The 19,035-nt window shown below is 37.1% G+C and carries 15 protein-coding genes and 4 pseudogenes; 13 read left to right on the forward strand and 6 right to left on the reverse strand.

Annotated elements, in window-relative coordinates; genetic code table 11:
• Positions 1-70 precede the first annotated feature (70 nt).
• The 6 genes and pseudogenes from P4S65_RS21975 to P4S65_RS18715 all read left to right on the forward strand — a co-directional run.
• Positions 71-340 (forward strand): annotated as a pseudogene (locus P4S65_RS21975) (transposase); the annotation flags it as partial.
• Positions 341-562: 222 nt separating this feature from the next.
• Positions 563-982 (forward strand): IS1096 element passenger TnpR family protein, encoded by a 420-nt coding sequence (locus P4S65_RS18700; RefSeq protein ID WP_337120850.1) that lies wholly within the window; start codon positions 563-565, stop codon positions 980-982.
• A gap of 244 nt (positions 983-1,226) precedes the next feature.
• A pseudogene (locus tag P4S65_RS21980) lies at positions 1,227-1,304 on the forward strand (transposase); the annotation flags it as partial.
• 90 nt (positions 1,305-1,394) lie between these two features.
• Positions 1,395-1,661 (forward strand): annotated as a pseudogene (locus P4S65_RS21985) (transposase); the annotation flags it as partial.
• Between the two features lie 361 nt (positions 1,662-2,022).
• Positions 2,023-2,394 carry a hypothetical protein gene (locus P4S65_RS18710; RefSeq protein WP_007375600.1) on the forward strand — a complete coding sequence of 124 codons (372 nt, stop codon included), beginning with the start codon at positions 2,023-2,025 and terminating at the stop codon, positions 2,392-2,394.
• A 364-nt stretch (positions 2,395-2,758) separates the two neighbouring features.
• Positions 2,759-2,953, forward strand: a complete 195-nt coding sequence (locus tag P4S65_RS18715; protein ID WP_002960627.1) for a (2Fe-2S)-binding protein — start codon at positions 2,759-2,761, stop codon at positions 2,951-2,953.
• 67 nt (positions 2,954-3,020) lie between these two features.
• On the opposite strand, the gene bfr (P4S65_RS18720) is transcribed toward P4S65_RS18715, so the two are convergent.
• The 5 genes and pseudogenes from bfr (P4S65_RS18720) to P4S65_RS18740 all read right to left on the reverse strand — a co-directional run bounded on the left by bfr (P4S65_RS18720) (position 3,021) and on the right by P4S65_RS18740 (position 8,768).
• Positions 3,021-3,485 carry a bacterioferritin gene (gene bfr, locus P4S65_RS18720; protein WP_002958984.1) on the reverse strand — a complete coding sequence of 155 codons (465 nt, stop codon included), beginning with the start codon at positions 3,483-3,485 and terminating at the stop codon, positions 3,021-3,023.
• A gap of 12 nt (positions 3,486-3,497) precedes the next feature.
• The gene (bfr, locus tag P4S65_RS18725) at positions 3,498-3,968 is read right to left on the reverse strand and encodes a bacterioferritin (protein ID WP_007375598.1); all 471 of its coding nucleotides are present in this window, start codon (positions 3,966-3,968) and stop codon (positions 3,498-3,500) included.
• Between the two features lie 540 nt (positions 3,969-4,508).
• On the reverse strand, positions 4,509-6,644 hold the full coding sequence (locus P4S65_RS18730) for a TonB-dependent receptor (protein WP_337120851.1): 2,136 nt from the start codon (positions 6,642-6,644) through the stop codon (positions 4,509-4,511).
• Between the two features lie 74 nt (positions 6,645-6,718).
• A pseudogene (locus P4S65_RS18735) lies at positions 6,719-7,788 on the reverse strand (PepSY-associated TM helix domain-containing protein).
• Positions 7,789-7,889: 101 nt separating this feature from the next.
• The gene (locus P4S65_RS18740; protein ID WP_096794452.1) at positions 7,890-8,768 is read right to left on the reverse strand and encodes a cation diffusion facilitator family transporter; all 879 of its coding nucleotides are present in this window, start codon (positions 8,766-8,768) and stop codon (positions 7,890-7,892) included.
• A 244-nt stretch (positions 8,769-9,012) separates the two neighbouring features.
• On the opposite strand from P4S65_RS18740, the gene P4S65_RS18745 reads away from it, so the two are divergent.
• The 7 genes from P4S65_RS18745 (at position 9,013) to P4S65_RS18775 (ending at position 18,038) form a co-directional block, all read left to right on the forward strand.
• Complete coding sequence (locus P4S65_RS18745; RefSeq protein WP_337120852.1) at positions 9,013-13,776, forward strand: PAS domain-containing protein; 4,764 nt, start codon at positions 9,013-9,015, stop codon at positions 13,774-13,776.
• A gap of 12 nt (positions 13,777-13,788) precedes the next feature.
• Entirely contained in the window at positions 13,789-14,271 is a 483-nt protein-coding gene (locus P4S65_RS18750; protein ID WP_337120854.1) for a GNAT family N-acetyltransferase, read from the forward strand.
• Positions 14,272-14,347: 76 nt separating this feature from the next.
• A complete protein-coding gene (locus P4S65_RS18755; RefSeq protein WP_007375592.1) occupies positions 14,348-14,854 on the forward strand; it encodes a hypothetical protein in 507 nt (168 codons plus the stop codon).
• 22 nt (positions 14,855-14,876) lie between these two features.
• A complete protein-coding gene (locus P4S65_RS18760; RefSeq protein ID WP_008133824.1) occupies positions 14,877-15,488 on the forward strand; it encodes a superoxide dismutase in 612 nt (203 codons plus the stop codon).
• A gap of 74 nt (positions 15,489-15,562) precedes the next feature.
• Positions 15,563-16,915 carry a DNA-3-methyladenine glycosylase 2 family protein gene (locus P4S65_RS18765; protein ID WP_337120857.1) on the forward strand — a complete coding sequence of 451 codons (1,353 nt, stop codon included), beginning with the start codon at positions 15,563-15,565 and terminating at the stop codon, positions 16,913-16,915.
• Entirely contained in the window at positions 16,915-17,385 is a 471-nt protein-coding gene (locus tag P4S65_RS18770; RefSeq protein ID WP_096794457.1) for a methylated-DNA--[protein]-cysteine S-methyltransferase, read from the forward strand. The genes P4S65_RS18765 and P4S65_RS18770 overlap by 1 nt, the downstream gene beginning before the upstream one ends.
• Positions 17,386-17,444: 59 nt before the next feature.
• Positions 17,445-18,038 carry a thymidine kinase gene (locus tag P4S65_RS18775; protein ID WP_008133830.1) on the forward strand — a complete coding sequence of 198 codons (594 nt, stop codon included), beginning with the start codon at positions 17,445-17,447 and terminating at the stop codon, positions 18,036-18,038.
• Here the strand turns inward: P4S65_RS18775 and ltaE are convergent.
• Positions 18,012-19,016 carry a low-specificity L-threonine aldolase gene (gene ltaE, locus P4S65_RS18780; protein WP_337120858.1) on the reverse strand — a complete coding sequence of 335 codons (1,005 nt, stop codon included), beginning with the start codon at positions 19,014-19,016 and terminating at the stop codon, positions 18,012-18,014. The two genes, P4S65_RS18775 and ltaE, sit on opposite strands and share 27 nt — an antisense overlap.
• Positions 19,017-19,035: the final 19 nt, after the last annotated feature.

Consider the following 19,035-nt stretch of genomic DNA (forward strand, 5'->3'; position numbering starts at 1 on the left):
TAATTAGGATGATACCCATCCTAATTATTACGAAAAAAGCCAACAAAAACAGTATGAAGAGTGCATTATTATAAATAATGAATCACGCAAAAAGCTGAACTATGTTAATAAGGTGAAAGTAAAAATAGAGAGCACAATCGGACGGCGACAGCTGTTTATTAAAGTATGGCAAACGATTCGGCTGTATTGAACCTGCTTTCCTTTAAATAAAAAGCGGAATATTACAGTGAATAAAGGCATGAATAAATTGACCTTACGGAGTCAAGCGAAAGTGAACGCCCAATGGCAACAGTATTGCCTTGTTCATAATATAGAAAAGCTGCAAAACACGATGCATTAAGAGAGGCCACCCCTTTTAAGCCAAAATAAAGCCACTAAAGCCCCCGCAATCCCGTCCAAAACGCCAGTTGAAACAATATCAAACATTTCTTTATATTCTGCGTAAAAATACAGTAATCAATTGAATCAAAATAGGAACTCAGCTATGGTTGATTCATCAATAAAAATAAATAAAAAACGAGTTAATCTACAGGCTCGTTAGGTAACAAGGTAAAGTCTGAGTATGATTGAAACTTTAAAGATAAAATTACTTGATGGTATGCACGCCCATAGTGAATGGGAATGTGCTTTAGAAATCCCTATTGACCATAGCTTGGATGAATTACATCAGGCAATTTTGTGTGCTGTAGGTTTTGATAATGACCATATGTATGAGTTTTGTATTGCTAGCTCTTATTATTCTAGAAGTGCACAGCGCATATCATGCGATGATGACAAAGTAATTCAAGAAACAATTGAAACTATATTCTCAAAAGCAAAAGGCAAGAAGCTCTTTTATATGTTTGATTATGGCGATAGCTGGTTGTTTCAAATAAATAAAAGTCGTAAAAAGTGTTTTAGTGAAAAGCCAAATACACTTTATCCTAAAGTAGTACTTGAAAGTGGTGTAAAACCAGAGCAGTACCCTGAGTGGGATGAATAGTATTACCTAATCGGGTAGCCGGAGGTCTCTAACCTCCAGCCCCCACACCACCCATCATGCGGGTCCGCAATGGGCGGTTCATCTCCCGTAATGAATATTGATCCAAATATCTTTCAATGACACTAAACCTTGTGACGCTAAGTAATCATTAACGCAATTAGGATGATAACGCAATTAGGATGACACCCATCCTAATTATTACGAAAAAAGCCAACAAAAACAGCATGAAGAGTGCATTATTATAAATAAGGAATCACGCAAAAAGCTGAACTATGTAGACAAAATGAAAGTAAAAATAGAGAGCCCAATCGGACGACGACAGCTGTTTATTAAAGAACGCAATTAGGATGACACCCATCCTAATTATTACGAAAAAAGCCAACAAAAACAGCATGAAGAGTGCATTATTATAAATAAGGAATCACGCAAAAAGCTGAACTATGTAGACAAAATGAAAGTAAAAATAGAGAGCCCAATCGGACGACGACAGCTGTTTATTAAAGTATGGCAAACGATTCGGCTGTATTGAACCTGCTTTCCTTTAAATAAAAAGCGGAATATTACAGTGAATAAAGGCATGAATAAATTGACCTTACGGAGTCAAGCGAAAGTGAACGCCCAATGGCAACAGTATTGCCTTGTTCATAATATAGAAAAGCTGCAAAACACGATGCATTAAGAAGGGTAAGCCCTTTTACCCTAAATAATAGCCACTAAAGCCCCCGCAATCCCGTCCAAAACGCCAATTAAAACAATACCAAACCAGCTTTTATATTCTATGAAAAACACAGTAATCGATTGAACCAAAATAGGAACTCAGCTATGGTTTGTTTATCAATAAAAAAATTTAAAAACGAGTTAATCTACAGGCTCGTTGAGGCTGTAGAATTACTCATTTTTAAGAAAAACAGCCTGTTGTATGGGTTCCAAATGCATTACCTAATGCTTTAAAAACGCTTAGCGTTGATTTTAGGCGCTCGTTTTTAAATTAATTTGGTTGTTGGAGTTCTACAGTCTCGTTATGTTCGAAAAGGAATATTATGTTTAGAATTTTAAAGTTAGTAATTATAGTTTTTTATTTCGCTAGTTTTTACTCGTTCGCTGAAAATATTGACGACAAAGCGCAATTAGAAAAAATGGTAGTAAAATATGAGTCGGCGGTTGAGTTAAGCAAAGAATGCATATCTTCAAAAATGAAAAATATTTCGAGTTGCAAAGCGTTTCAAAAGATTTATCTCTTTGAGTTAAAGGACAGCTTCGCAGCGTTTACGACTAATTTAGGTTCGTACATAGAATTAGATGTAGACATCACCTTGCGTGGTGTGGCAGCTATAACCTCAGCAAGTGAAGCGGCGCTTGATATATACGCACATAACAAAAACATTAAGACGAACAATTCACAAGAGCAGTAAATCGCCGCTTATATGAGTGTTACCAATGTCTGCTCATGGTACAAACCGGAAATCACCTTCCCATAAATTCCGTACTTATACATTAAGGCTTCTGAAGCCTTAATGTCATTAATTTTTAACCATTCAAATATTTACCTAAACCTAACCTTACTTAAATTTAAGGTCGACTCTAGTAAATCTCAATCTGTGTGCCACACCTTGCTTAAAATTAAAACAATTCTCAAGCTGCCGCGAATTCTCAATTTAAGTGGCGCTGGCCACATAAGCTGAAAAAAGATACATATTAGCCAATAAAATAATTGATAACTATTTTCGTTTAGATTAATATGTACATACTAAATGTAATTGAGAGTGGTTTGTATTCATGTATATTTGTCTATGTCACGGTGTGACAGATAAAAAAATTGAGCAAACAATTGACGATGGTGCAACGACCATGCGTGAATTAACTAAAGAGCTTAAAGTGGGCAGCCAATGCGGTAAGTGTTGTGGTTGTACTAAAAAGATCCTTAATCGCAGACTTATTCAGATTGCGGATGTAACGGATCAAGTTGCTTAATTACATATAAAATTTAGATATAAAAAAAGCAGCTTTTTAGCTGCTTTTTTTATGGCTGAATTATTGTTTACAGTTGAGACTGTAAATAGTTTTTAATGCCCGTATTTTTAATAAGTAACTGTTGGGTTTCTAACCAATCAATTTGCTCTTCTTGTTCATTTAAAATGTGATCAAGGGCTTCACGGGTAATATAATCTTTTTTACTTTCAGCCAGTTTAACTGCGCTTCGTAATTCATCAATCGTATCGAGTTCAAAGCTCATGTTAGCAGCAATCATTTCTTCGCTGTTTTCACCAATACGTAATCGGCCTAAGTCTTGAAGGTTTGGTAAGCCTTCTAAAAACAAAATACGTTCAATTAATCGATCGGCGTTTTTCATTTTTTGGATAGATACTTTGTAATCTGCTTTGTCTAGTTGAGTGAAGCCAAAGTCTTTAAACATGCGTGCATGTAAAAAATATTGGTTAATACCAACAAGCTCATTAGCGAGTACTTTATTTAGCGCCGCAATAACGTCTTTATCGCCTTTCATAATATGCTCCTACTAAGCCATTTGTGCTTGATGATAATTTTCAGAACCAATTTTATCAATTAGACCAAGTTGTTGCTCTAACCAGTAAACATGATCTTCTTCGGTATCAAATAACAGCTTTTCTAAAATGCTACGTGATTGGTAATCTTGCTGTTCTTCACATATTGCGATTACGTCTTTAACACACGCTACTACTTCAAGCTCTAGTGTTAAATCGTTTTGCATCATACTTTTTACATCGCTACCGATAAGTAAGTCACGGCGCTTAGTCATATTTGGTACACCTTCTAAAAACAAGATGCGCTTAATAAGCCAATCTGCGTGATCTTTTTCTTCTTCCATTTCATGGTTAAGGCGTTCGTATAGCTTGTTTAAACCCCAGTCGTCATACATGCGCGAGTGTATAAAATACTGATCGATTGCTGCTAATTCGTTAGCTAACAATGTATTAAACGCATCGATTACTTTTTGATTACCTTTCATGATAAATCGCCTTAACTATTTCAATTGTAAGCAGTGTAGTATAAATTGAATGAATTGCAAGTTTTCTCTATAAAAATCATTGTGTTACTATTGGTTTTGATTCTTATTTAAGTTTGCGTTATTGCTTGGTTTATGGACAGTTTTTTATTTGTATCTGGGCGTGTTAATCTTTGTGGATTGAAATTTGTTCAATCTAGGGGCGATTAAATCGCGGCGCGAGGTTTGTAACCTAGTGGGCTAAGTAAAAACCGAGCAACAAAGAGTTAATCGTCCCTAGAAAGAAGCCAAAGGGCAGTGCATGTTTGGTATTTATGCTGCGTTATCGCCTATTTATGGGGAATAACCACACTACATAAGCTCTGCCTTGCCTAAAAACCAAACACTCTGCTGCAAACTCACCCACTAAAGATCAACACTCCCTAGCATCTGAGAATGATTACTAGAGGTATTTATAAACAATAAGTTGAGATACTGCTTTTCATATTATTTTTTAAATAAATAGGTATGCTGATGATGCCTATTTATTGAGTCTATTGCTAATTAAAACTGGTATTTAGCACCGAGGGTAGCCGTTGTGCCTAATCCTTTGATGTTATAGCCGCCGTAAGTGTAAGATTGTGCGCGGGCAGGGTAGTAATCGCTATTGAACAGGTTTTCGATACCAAAATAGCCACTCCACCTGGCGTTAACGTTGTACTGGCCACTTAAGTTAAATGTGTTGTAGCTACTCACCGGGCCCTGATCTCCGGAGTATTGACCTTGTGCATTTTTATCAAAGCGCTTTCTGTCACCTACATATAAAAAACTCATTGCAAGTGATAACTTTTCGTTAGTTTGCCATGTTAAATTAGCAGTGGCTTTAGGTGGGCTGATTTGTTTTGCGCCTAAATATTCATCCGCTTCAGTATTTTTTCCTTCTACGTAGCTGTATGTAGCACTTAATTTAAGATCTTGATTAATAGTATAATTAACTAAACCTTCGTAACCCCATATTTCTTGCGGTGCGCGTACGGGTTCGTAAACACCCGTTACTTCGTTAAATTCATTACTGGTGCCAAGCTCTGAAGTACTTCTGTACAGTGCAAATTCAAAACGAACGTTTTCAAACTGTGAAGTAAAACCAACTTCGTAGTTGTCAATTATAGATGCTTGTGTCTGAATAAGTGCAATATCGTCAACGGTTGCAGCGCGAAGTAAGCGCCCAATATCAGAAATATCAGATCCCTGTGAATAACTAAAAAATGGGCTGAATACATCTGTTAAATTGTATTTTATGCCTGCATTATACGTTGTAGCGTCATAGTTTATGGTATCACCACGCACATTTAATGGGACTGAGCATTGCGAAGGGGTTCTACACAGTTTTAATGTTTGGTAATCACTTACGCTCAAATCAATACTTTCGTTTCTTACACCTGCTTTTACAATAATATCGTCGTTTATTACCCATTTTGTTTGTAAAAAACCAGCAACACTTTCCATGTCCATTTCTGGCACCCACACACGGCCATCCACCAAAGGTTGTGATGTTTTATCGTTTAAGGCATCAATGCCGTAGATTAGGGTGGCTGCTACGTTTTCAAAATCAAACTGGCTATTAAATGTAGCCCTTGCACCTTGCTTTTCTGATTTAATAACGGACTGACCACCGGTATAGCCTTCATCGAGGTTAGCTAGGTTAGTGGAGAAAAAGAATACGTTTTCTATATCTTGTTTATAAAGATCGAGGGTCATTTGTGTGTTTTCAAACAACGCGTAGTCAACATATTTTAGAGTAATATTAACGTTGCCATCGGGTCCTTGCGGCTTACCTTGCTTTTGTAGTTCTGTAGGTACGTGAATAGCGTATGTTTTTTCCCCTATATTGCCATCGCCAGTAATATCACCTAAGTCAGTTTTTTGCTGTGAGCTGTAAAAGTTATAGCTAAACTGCAATTGCTTTTCGTCGTCAAAATCGTAACTTAGTTTAGTAAAGTAATTTTGAGTTTCAGAGTCTGATAAACCGTATTGTAAGCCTAAAATATCGCCCTGTGCATCGCGTTGCACGCCGTTTTCTTCATAGTTTGCCGTTAACAGGTAGCTTAATTTATCGATCTTGCCGTTTACTGCTGCTGATATTCTACCGCCGCCACTTTCTGCTAATTTAACAGCGCTAAAGCGGCTTGAAATACTTATTTCACCTTCAGGCTTACCATCACTGCGAGCCTGTTTTGTTATGTAGTTAATAATGCCACCTGAAGCACCATTACCATAAATAGAAGTCGCGCCTTTTATAACTTCAATGCGCGCTATGGCACTTGCATCAAGTGTTTTTATGCCTAAAGAGCCGTTACGAAGAGGGGTTGATTGCGGTACACCATCAATCATTATTAAAGGTGCACGGCCACGTAGCGTTTGTCCTGAATTACTTGAGCTGCCTGTATCTGGGGCAAGTCCTGGAACCATTTGTGCAAGTAAACTCCCCAGTTCTGAGCTTACTTTTAAATGCTGCTGTATTTGTTGTTGATTAATAACGGTAATAGAGGCAGGTACTTCGTCAATACTTTCTGAGATACGACTGCCAGATACAATGACATGTTCTAATTGTTCAGAAGCGTATTCATTTTTATTATTTTCATCTGCTAGCGTGTTAGTACTTACTGCAACAGCAATAAGGCAAAACGAAGTTTTTAACATGGGAGAGCTCTTAGTTGATAATAATTTTCGCAATGGTAATTATTATCAACTAATCACGCAAGTGTTAATGAGATTTATTTTCGTTTGTGGCGTTTTAACCAAAAATACACACCGCTTACAATAAAAAATGCGAGTGAAAGGGCAATCAATAACCATATAAATTGCACTATGGGGCCTGCAAAATCCCCAATGTGAAATTTATACTTAAAGTTCCATGCTTGCGTCGTAAAGTTGGCTTTACTTGCGTCAAATGAGTTTAATACTTTGCCTGTAAATGGATTTACCCATACCCAACTATAAGCATGGCTTTCACCAAGGTTTTGAATTCTGAGCGCAATGGCATCGTCTGCTTTTTTAGGTAAGTAAATTCTAAATAATCGACCATCAGGGAATACATCCCCAGCATTTCTAATTGCTTCGTTATAGTTTATATCAGCTTGAGAAGGCGCTATTATTTTTGGCGCTTTGGGCCTCTGCTCTACTTTATTAAACGTTACAAATTCTAATACTGATTGAGTTTGTGTTTTCCAATTAAATGCCATACCAGTAAAGGCAATAAGTACAAGCGGTATAAAAAAGTAAACACCAAGTACGGTATGTAATTGATACATTAGCACTCTAAATTTGGCTTTAGGCTTAATAGCTAAACGCTTAATTCTGTTTTTTGGTTTTATCCATAGGTAAAAGCCGATTAGTACATTGATTAAAAGTAATAATGCACACACTGACATCCAATTTTTAAATGGTTTTTTACCATCACTATCTTCAAATAATAACCAGCGATGTAAGCCTAAAGCAAAGCCATAAATTGTGTCTGTTGTTTGATAGCTATGAATTATTTTTCCAGAATAAGGATTGACACTCACGTAGTGCTTGTTAGCCAATCTAAATTGCCAAGCTAATGCTTTATTTTGCTCGGGCATAAAAAAACAATTTTTTGTTGTGTTTGCGTTTGCACGCTTTCTATCAATTTTTGATTGTTTAATGTACGAGGCTGCGGAATAACTTGCCATTTATCTGGCTGAATGAAGTGCTGTATGTCTTTTGCATAAATCATAACAGCACCGGTTAAGCTCACTATTAATAAAAATAGTCCGCTAATGAGGGCAAGGCCTAAATGAATTCTACGTAACCAAAGTTTCAAAAACAGTATCTCATTATAAGTTAGTAGCAATATTGTAAATGATAATACGAGATGTTTTCAATTAAATAGTTATGTATTTGTTTAGCTCATTATTAACGCTATTATTCTGCGCTTTTATTTGCAATAGGTCTGGTTTCTATTATGCAATTTTCGATGTTAAAATTGTCGTGTAAGAAGCCTTTTACTGCGGGTAAATCAATTGTTTGTTGAGTGCTAATAACAAGCTCACAATGATTTTCTTTATCATCTAGTTGCCAAAGCTTAATGCTGACTACCGATTCGATATTAAATTCATTACTAATAGCATGTGATATTGCGTGTGTATCAATGTTATTAGGGGCTGCTTGCATTAAAATTTTGCCGCTTTGCTTTAATAATAAAATACCATGATAAATTACATACACAGAAATAAGCACTGTGGCAATTAAATCAACGATATACCACTGGTATAAAATAATTAAAGTGCCAGCAATAATAACAACAATAGAGGCCATTGCATCTGAGATGTTGTGAATAAAAGCCGCTTTTATGTTTATGCTGTGATTTGCACCAGCTCGGTAGGTTAAATACGCTGTTGCTAAATCAATAACTAATGCTATTGCTGCCACCCACACAACTATCCAACCATTAATAGGCTGTGGATTTAAATAGCTAGAAATGGCTTCAAAAATTAAATATAGGCCAATTATAATTAATGTAGTGCTATTAAAAAGAGTAGCGAGGATTTCAGCGCGCTTATAGCCAAAATGATGAGTTACGTCAGCTGGTTTATTACCGATTTTACGTGCAATGAGCGCTATAAATATTGCCCCAGCATCGCTTAAATTGTGAAGTGCGTCGGCTATAAGCGATAAGCTACCCGAAAATATCCCGCCAATAACTTGGGTTACGGTTAGTAATACGTTAATGATAACAGCAACGGCGAGCTGTTTATCGCTTTGGTTTTCGTCTACATGACTATGTGAGTGATCGTGCGCCATAATGCTCTCAAAACACTTTTATTGAATAATGCTTATATCATGGGGAGTTTAAAACAGCTACAAGAGTGACAAAGGAGTCAAAAAATTAATCCTATTGGCATGTTTTTTATTGTAATGCTAATTTGACGTTATAACGCTAAATACCGATTTTTTAAGGCGTTTATAGCTCAAAACTTGCGTCTTTATATATTTAATGCATTAATATAGTCACTATAAAATGACTATAAGCTATTAGGCAATAAGCATGGATAAGGGTTTAAACTTTGGAGTGTTAACAGGTAAAGGACAATCTGTTCGAAGTAAATTAATTATTACCTTTATAATTATAGCATTAGGGCCGTTATGCTTGCTAACGTGGTTTAGTTTTCAGCACGTAAATAATACGCTTAAGCAAAGTGCGCATAGCGAACTAAATGAACTCAGCAATATTGGAAAGGAATTTGCTGAAATTTGGTTTTTAGACCAAGTTAATGATCTGTATTTATTAAAGTCGCAATTAAGTATAAGTCCAACCAAGGAACACGCTTTAATAAATGATTTTGTCAGACAATATGATTTTATAAATCATATTGAAATCATTGACGTGTTGTCTAACAAAGCAAAAATAGAACTTTCCTTATTTAATCAAATTCAAGAATCAGAACTCACTAAATTATTCATAGCACAAAATAAAACAGATAAAGCATTATTTCACTCTATGGTGGTTGAAGGATATGCGCATCATATAGTGTCGTTACCTATATTTGACGATCAAAATAAACTAAAAAGTGTATTACTAGCCGATGTGAACTTACAGGGACTGCTAAACAACTTAAGCAAAATACAGGCAAAAAATACGAGTGTTGCATTCTTTATACTGCACAATAACAAAATCGAAAAGCAAACAAGGGCTTCCGTTACTACTCCACCGCTTTTAAATCAAAACAGCTCCGCACCAAAACAAGTGTTTAGTTATGCTAATAACAATGAAAAAATATTTTATGCATACATTAATGAACTTGATTTTTTAGGCCAGCAAGGTTGGCAATTATTAGTTTCCAAACCAGCTGAAGCAGCATTACAAGGCAGTCTCTATTATAAGCGGCTTGCTATTTTAACTAATGCAGGATCTTTGCTGCTTATTTTATGTTCGTCTTGGTGGTTTGGTCGTAGATTATCTCGCCCGTTAATTCGTTTAACTAATATTGTTGAAAGTATAACCAGAGGGAAACATGTAAAAATCCCTATTTTAAACGACAGTATTGAGTTTAATCAGCTTTCAAAAGATCTGCATGAGCTTGTAAAAGTAAATCAAGAACAGCAAAGTACTTTGCAAGAACAACGAGCTGCATTGCAAATTGCACTTAAGCAATTAGCAGAGCAAAAATCAGCGCTTGATAAGCATGCAATTGTTGCTGTTACTGACTTACACGGAACAATAGTTTTTGTGAACGGAAAATTTTGTGCAATAAGTGGTTATGAAGAATATGAGCTTATAGGTCAAAATCACCGGTTATTAAATTCAGGCACGCATTCACATGCTTTTTTTGAAGAAATGTATGCAACGCTTAAGCGTGGTGAAGTTTGGAATGGGCAAATTTGTAACAGATCAAAGGACGGTAGCTTATATTGGATGGACACCACTATAGCGCCATTTTTAGATGATGAAGGTAAACCACAAAGCTATATAGCAATTCGCACTGATATTACTCCACTTAAGTTACAGGAATTTGAATTAGAACAGCATAAAACACAACTTGAACTTGTTATCAATAGTACCGCTGTTGGTATTTGGGATTGGTATGTAGATACAAGCAAAGTTACGTTTAATAAACGTTGGGCTGAAATCATTGGTTATACACTTAGTGAAATAGAACCTTGCAGCATAGATACTTGGTATAAATATGCACACCCAGAAGATCTAGTTGAATCAGAATTAAAATTAAAAACCTACTTAGCTGGCGGCAGTGATTTTTATGTTAGCGAAGCTCGGATGAAGCATAAGTTAGGGCATTGGGTCTGGGTACTTGATACAGCTAAAGTAGTTGAATGGAATAGCGACGGCTCACCTAAACGAATGATTGGGACGCATGTAGATATTACTCAAAGAAAAACAACGGAGTCTGAACTACAAAGCAGCCGTGATCAGTTTGCGTCTCTTGTTGAAAATATTCCCGGTATTATTTATCGCTGCGAGTCAGATGAAATATGGACGATGCTTTATTTAAGTGATCAAACTAAAGATATCACTGGTTATGCCGCAGATGATTTTATTAATAATAAAAATAAGCGTTTCTTTGATCTTCTTCATGAAGAAGATATTGATCATATAAAAAAATCAATTAACCAATCTATTAAAGAGCATAGTACGTGGTCAATTGAATACCGAATTATAGCAAAAAATGGTTATGTTCGATGGGTTAATGAAAAGGGTAAGGCAATCTATGACTCTGACGGTACTGTTCTGTACCTTGATGGCTTTATATTGGATATTACTGAGCGCTACAATATACAGTTAAAAATAAAACGTCAGCAAAGTTTACTTGAATCAATGAGTAAGCAGGGACAAATTGGCGCGTGGGAAATAGATTTAAAAGCCCATACTCTTTATTGGTCAGATGAAGTTAAAGTTATTCATGGTGTACCTGATGAATATGAACCCGATTTAGCGACCGCAATAGATTTTTACAAGCTGGGAGAACATCGCGATAAAATCTCTAAGCTATTTGAAAATGCAGTTACTTTAGGTGAAAGCTGGAGTGTTGAGCTGATAATTTTAACCCATCAAGGTAAAGAAAGGTGGGTTAAGTCTATGGGTCAAGCTGAATTTAAAAATGGTGAATGCATACGTATATTTGGCTCATTTCAAAGTATTGATGCTCATAAACGTTTAGAGATCGAAAGTGAAAAAGCAAACCGATATAACAAAAATCTTGCCCAATTAACCATCGCGCCTGAAGTACAAAGTAGTGATGTAAGCGAAGTGAACAAACTAGTTGTTAAATCAATGTGTGAGGTATTGAATGTAGAGCGTGCTTCGTTATGGATTTTTAATGAGGCCGGTGATGCTATGGTGCGTCATAGTTTACATACTAAAGGCGAGGGACTGGTTCGCACGGAAGATGAGCTAAAAGTTAAAGACTTTCCTGCGTATTTTTCTGCTATTTACAAGCATAACTTAATTGCGGTTGATAATGTAAATATGCACCCTGCAACAGCTGAGTTTATTGATGACTACACCAGGCCGCTAAATATTAAATCGTTAATTGATGTTGTAATTTCTTCGGGCGATGGGAATTTGGGGATTTTGAGTGCTGAAAAAGTGGATGAACACCATTATTGGACTCAAAACGAAGAAACTTATTTACGTTCATTAGCAACCTTAGTCGGAAGTACGCTTATATCGCAACGCCGTAAAAAAATAGCAGAAGAGCTTAGTGTTGCCCTCGTTAAGGCTGAAGATGCTGCGGTTGCTAAAAGTCAATTTTTAGCGACGATGAGCCATGAAATTAGAACGCCGATGAATGGTGTACTTGGCATGCTAGAGCTTATTGAGCTTGAAAACTTATCGAAACCAATTGAAACAAAAGTAGGGATTGCTAAAACAAGTGCTCACTCATTGCTGGGGGTTATTAATGATATTTTAGACTTCTCTAAAGCTGAAGCGGGTAAAATAGAGCTCGAAAGTATTAATTTTAATGCGGGTGATTTAATTGGTGAAGTTGCAGCTGCGCAAGCTTTTACAGCTCAAGATAAAGGCATTGAAATTATCTTAGATTTAGTCGCTTTAGAGCCTTCACAATTGTGTGGCGATCCAGGTCGTATCCGTCAAATTCTTACTAATTTATTGAGTAATGCGGTCAAATTCACCAGTAAAGGTGAAGTTGTCGTTAGTGCTCAAATAGATAAAGTAGAACAAGGCTTAGTGCTACAAATAAAAGTAAAAGATTCAGGTATTGGTATTAATGAGCAAAAACAGCATCAATTATTTTCACCTTTTTCTCAGGTAGATGCTTCAACAACGCGAGAATATGGTGGCACTGGACTCGGTTTAGCTATTTGTAAACAGCTGTGTGAGCTGATGGGTGGGGAAATTTCACTTAAAAGTGAAGCAGGCCAAGGGAGTGAATTTACTGTGACTATACAAGTCACCCAAAGTGAGCAAAAAGAACGTTATATACAAAAGCTAAATATAAAAGGTTTATCTGTCTTAGTTGTTGATGATAATGAAACTAATAGAATTGTTATATCCCAGCAGCTAGAGCATTGGGGCGCCCATGTAGCGCTTGCATGCGATGCATATGATGCACTTGCAATGTGTGAAAGCCGGATCAGTAGTAATCTAAAAATGTATGATATTGCAGTGCTTGATATGCAAATGCCTGGCATGGACGGGATTGGACTTTGCAAGGCTTTAAAAGCAAACGATGACTTTAAAAACATGCCCCTTGTTATGATGACGAGTATTGCTGGTATGGAAGGTGCTCAGCGTTATTCAAGCATTGGATTTCAAGCTTATTTCCCTAAACCTGTTACAACGGCGGATCTGATTTCAGCGTTGTCGGTAATTACAAATAATGAGCATGATGAAGCATTACCGTTGGTTACATCCGGTTATATCTCATCTTTGAAAAAAGAAAAATTAGGTGAACCTATTCAAATATTACTTGTAGAAGATAATCCAATTAATCAGCAAGTATCCACATTAATGCTTAAAAAACTTAATTGTAATATTACGCTTGCTGAAAATGGACAGCTCGCTATTGATATTTTAAATACTCATGGGCAAGGTTATTTTAAAGCGGTGTTAATGGATTGCCAAATGCCAGTGATGGACGGCTTTGATGCCACAAAAGCTATTAGAAATGGCTTAGCGGGCGACAAACACAAAGATATTAAAATAATAGCATTAACGGCAAATGCGATGGATGCAGATAAGCAAAGGTGTTTTGCTGCCGGAATGGATGATTATTTAAGCAAGCCAATACAATTGGATTTTTTAAAAGATAAATTAGAACAATATATTTGAGGTATAAAGTATATGAGTGAAATAATTGAAATTCGTGATGCGCGACCAAGTGATTCAAAAACGATTTTACATTTTATAAACGAGTTAGCCATCTATGAAAAAGAACCAGACGCAGTAAAAACAAATGAACAAGCCATATTAGATACATTATTTAGTGAAGGGGCGACAGCACATAGTATTATTTGTTTGGATGGCGATGAACCAATAGGCTTTGCTGTTTATTTTTATAACTACTCTACATGGTTAGGTAAGAATGGCTTATATCTCGAGGATTTATACGTAAGTCCAGATAGCCGTGGGAAAGGCGCAGGAAAAGTAATTATGAAACACTTAGCTAACATAGCGATTAGCAATAACTGTGGTCGGTTTGAATGGGTGGTTTTAGATTGGAATAAACCGGCCATTGATTTTTACGACAGCATGGGTGCTAAAGCGCAAAATGAATGGATTATTTACCGATTAGCAGGAGATGAATTAATTAATTTTGCAAAATAGATAATGAAAATCATTTGCATTTGCGTTTTATGGTGTGTAAGTTAATAGCATATTAAATAAACGCATAGATGATTTTATGATCTTAGGTCAAAAACAGCAGCAACCTGATTTACTTTATCTTGAGCAAGCATTGAGCCCTTGGCAGTCAAACATCATGCAAGGCAATTATGCCTTTGAGCAAGGTGCACTACTTGAAGCGCGTGACAAGTACTTATTAGCTAAAACACTCGCTGGCCATCTATTACAACAATTCTTATGTGCGCAAATTAATACTAATGTCATTTATGCTATTGAACATTGTATTCCTGCACTTGTTGTTGCCTCCCATAATTTAGCTGATACCTATATTGCAATGCAGCAACCTGAAAATGCATGTAAATGGTTATGTGAAGTTCACTTATCATTATCTCCACTTATTAAGCACACTCATTACGATGTACAAAAGGTAAGTAAGCATCATTATCTTAAAACATCAGCTGAGCTTGTGTCATTTGCACGTCGTTACCCCTCTTTACCCGAACTTATTGAGCAAGTAAATTTTTGCTTATGCTCAGAGAGTACTACAAACAATCAACTGCACTAATTTAAAAGAAAAAGGAGTATTTATGGCTTTTACTTTGCCTGCACTTAACTATGAGTACGATGCGCTTGAGCCTCATATTGATGGTAAAACAATGCATATTCATCATACTTTACATCATCAAACCTATATCAATAAAGCTAATGCTGCTTTAGCGAATACACCGTTCGCTGATTTAGATGCCGAAAAGTTATTGAGAGAGATTAATGGCTTACCAAATGATTTAAAAAAAGCAGTGCAGGAGCATGTTGGTGGGCATTTAAATCATAGCTTATTCTGGTCAGTCATGAGTCCCCACGGAGGAGGAGAGCCAAGTGATATTATGGCACAAGCAATTAATGAGCAGCTTGGTGGTTTTAATCAATTTAAGGAAAAGTTTACTGCAGCGGCTGTAAGTCAATTTGGCAGTGGTTGGGCATGGCTATGTGTAGCACCTGATGGGTCATTAGTTATACAAAGCAGTACTAATCAAGATAGTCCCTTAATGGAAGGTAATACACCTATATTAGGCCTTGATGTGTGGGAGCATGCGTATTATTTAAAATATCAAAATAGACGCCCTGAATATATTGCTGCTTTTTATAATGTGGTTAATTGGGCTGAAGTACAAAATCGCTATTTAGCTGCTATTGGTTAAGTGCCGAATATGGCTAGTAATACAGTTTATTTTCTATAAGCTAGGCTCTATTAAATTAGTTTGTAGAGCCGTTTATGAAATTTTTACATTGGCAAAAAGCACGTCAAAGTCGAGACCCTCGTTTTGATGGTCTTTTTTATGTAGCGGTTAAAAGCACTGGAATATATTGCCGACCAATTTGTCCGGCACCAACGGCTCATGAAAAGAATGTGGCTTATTATCAGTTTGCGCACAATGCAGCGCAAGATGGTTTTAGGCCATGTATTCGATGTAGACCTGATAGTGCACCTGGCAGTGCAGCGTGGCAGGGGACAAAAACTACCGCGTTGAGAGCAAAACAATTAATAGATCAAAATGATGAACATGACTGCGAAAAATTAGCAGGTCGTCTAGGTATTAGTAGTCGCTATTTAAGACGTTTATTTAAACAATATTTTGGTGTGTCTATTACACACTACAGGTTATTCAATCAATGCCATTTTGCTAAAAAACTGATTCAAGAAACAAACCTACCAATGACAGAAATAGCTTTTTCCGCTGGCTTTAAAAGCATTAGGCGCTTTAATGATGCATTTTTACAGCAGTTAAATATAGCCCCCTCGAAGCTGCGCAGTGGCGATAAAAAACCAACGTCAACACTCACATTAACTTTACCATTTAGGCCGCCTTATAATTGGCCTGCTTTGCAGTGTTTTTTACAAAGGCGTTTGATAAAACCAATGGAGTGGATAACGCAAACGAGTTACGGGCGTACTTTTGCAAGTGAGGAATATAAAGGAAGCTTTACCGCTGAATTTATAGCGAGTAGAAACCACTTTAGGGTGTTTATTGACATAGATAATACGCGTCATCTGCAACCAGTAATAAATAATATACGTCGTGTACTTGATTTGGATGCCGATATTAATTTAATTGAAACGCATTTAAGCGCTAATACAAACAATGCATTTACAGTGTGCGAGGGACTCAGGCTTCCAGGAATTTGGTCAAGCTTTGAAGCCGGTATAAGGGCGGTACTTGGGCAACAAGTAAGTGTTACTGCGGCGCATAATTTAGTAACAAAGTTAGTTGATGAATTAGGCGAAAAAAAGGGCGATGCCATTTATTTTCCTACGGCTAAAATTGTTGCTAATAGTGATTTTACATTTTTTAAAATGCCACAGGCGCGTAAAAATGCGCTGCATAACTTAGCGCAATTTTGTGCGTTAAACCCTCAAAATGATGATTTAGACGAATGGCTTAGTTTAAAAGGAATTGGCCCTTGGACGGTAAACTATGCAAAGCTGCGAGGACAAAGCCAACCCGATATACTACTTGATGGCGACTTAGGGATTAAAAAAGCACAAGCGGCAGCAAACCCTTTTGAGCCTGCTCATTGCGCTCCTTTTCGCTCTTATTTAACGTTTCAACTTTGGCAGCAATTGTAATGATAATTCAAACAAAAATACCAAGCCCAATAGACGACATTATTATTCAAGCAACCGATAAAGGTGTGAGTTATGTTGGGTTTTATCCACCAGTTGAGCACTCTCATACGCCATTTGAGCAAGTCACTAACAAAGCGGTGCTTATTTGCGCTGCGCAATTGAACGAGTATTTTGCAAAAAAACGCACTACTTTTGAGGTACCACTTGATACAAACGGTACAGTATTTCAACAAAGTGTATGGCAGGCGTTATTAACAGTTCCTTTTGGGGAGTCGCAAACATATGGTTATATTGCAAATCAACTCAACAACCCCAAAGCAGTGAGAGCGGTAGGCGCTGCGAATGGTAAAAACCCGATTAGTATTATTGTTCCGTGTCATCGGATCATTGGTGCTAACGCAAAGTTAACGGGTTATGCGGGAGGCTTGGATAGAAAACGGTGGTTATTAAAACATGAAGGGCTAATGTGAATTGGTATTAATTTAATATTAAGGTAGCATAAGCGCACTTTTTATAAAATGGCACAGCAATGGCTCAATTATATTTCTACTACTCTGCAATGAATGCAGGTAAATCAACCACGTTATTACAATCGGCATTTAACTATAAAGAGCGTGGTATGGAACCTGTGATCCTCACCGCAGCCATTGATGATAGGCTAGGTGTGGGTAAAGTATCATCTCGTATTGGCTTACAAGCAGATGCGCATGTTTTTGATGCTAGTAAAGATGTTTTTGATCTTATTCAATCACTCAATAATGATAAAAAACGCCATTGTGTATTGGTTGATGAATGCCAATTTTTATCAAAAGAACAAGTAATGCAATTAACCGATGTAGTTGATGAATTAGGTATACCGGTATTGTGTTATGGCTTGCGTAACGACTTTAGAGGCGAGTTATTTATAGGCTCGCAATATTTGCTAGCGTGGGCTGATAAGTTAATTGAGCTTAAAACTGTATGCCACTGCGGACGTAAAGCAAACCATGTACTGCGTACCGATGAAAATGGTGAAGCAATAGCCGATGGTAACCAAGTCGAAATTGGCGGCAATGACCGATATGTTTCGGTATGCCGCAAACATTATAAAGCTGCGTTAAATATGGGCCGACAAAGCATTTAGGAATGTATCAATATCTTCGCGCGTAATATCTAAATGCGTTACTAGCCTAAGCTGCTTGCTTGGGCTAAATAATATACCTTGTTGTTTAAGGGCTTTAGCAACCTCTTCAATGCTTATATTACCAGCGTAAGTTGCGTAAACCATATTAGTGGTGTTAGTCATATCGACAGTAAAACCACTGATTTCACTTAATTGTTGAGCCAAATAACGTGCATTTTCATGATCGTCTTTTAAGCGCTCTATATTGTGCTCAAGTGCAAACTGCCCAGCGGCTGCAAGCATTCCGGCTTGGCGCATACCGCCACCAAGTACTTTTCTCCATCGTCTTGCTTTATTAATAAGTGCTAGTGAGCCTAATAATAAAGAGCCTACGGGGGCCCCCAAACCTTTAGATAAACAAATAGAAACTGAGTCAAAGTGCTTTGTGATTTCAGTAATATCAACTTTTAGCTCAACAGCGGCATTAAAAGCACGTGCGCCGTCTAAGTGCAGCGCTAAACTATGCGTATTAACAAAGTCACGTGCTTGGGCTAAGTACTCAAGCGGGAGTACTTTTCCGCCAATGGTATTTTCTAAGCTGAGCAATCGCGTTTTTGCAAAATGGCAATCGTCAGGTTTTATAGCCGCCGCTATTTTACTAAAAGGGATGCTGCCATCAGCTTCGTTTTCAATAGGCTGTGGCTGAACAGATCCTAATACAGCTGCGCCGCCACCCTCAAACTTATAATTGTGAGCATTTTGGCCACAAATGTATTCGTCACCTCGCTCACAGTGCGCCATTAACGCAAGTAAGTTGGCTTGTGTGCCTGAGCTACAATAAAGTGCGGCTTCAAAATTAAAACGCTTACACGCATAGACTTCTAACTGGTTAACGCTTTCATCATCACCATATACATCGTCACCAACCGGTGCGTTGTACATAATATCGCGCATTGTTTTTGTTGGTTTTGTAACCGTATCAGAGCGAAAATCTATCATGGTTTGCTTTTCCTTTTAT

Origin of the sequence: Pseudoalteromonas sp. B131b, from assembly GCF_037162545.1 — a bacterium.
Lineage (GTDB): Bacteria > Pseudomonadota > Gammaproteobacteria > Enterobacterales > Alteromonadaceae > Pseudoalteromonas > Pseudoalteromonas fuliginea.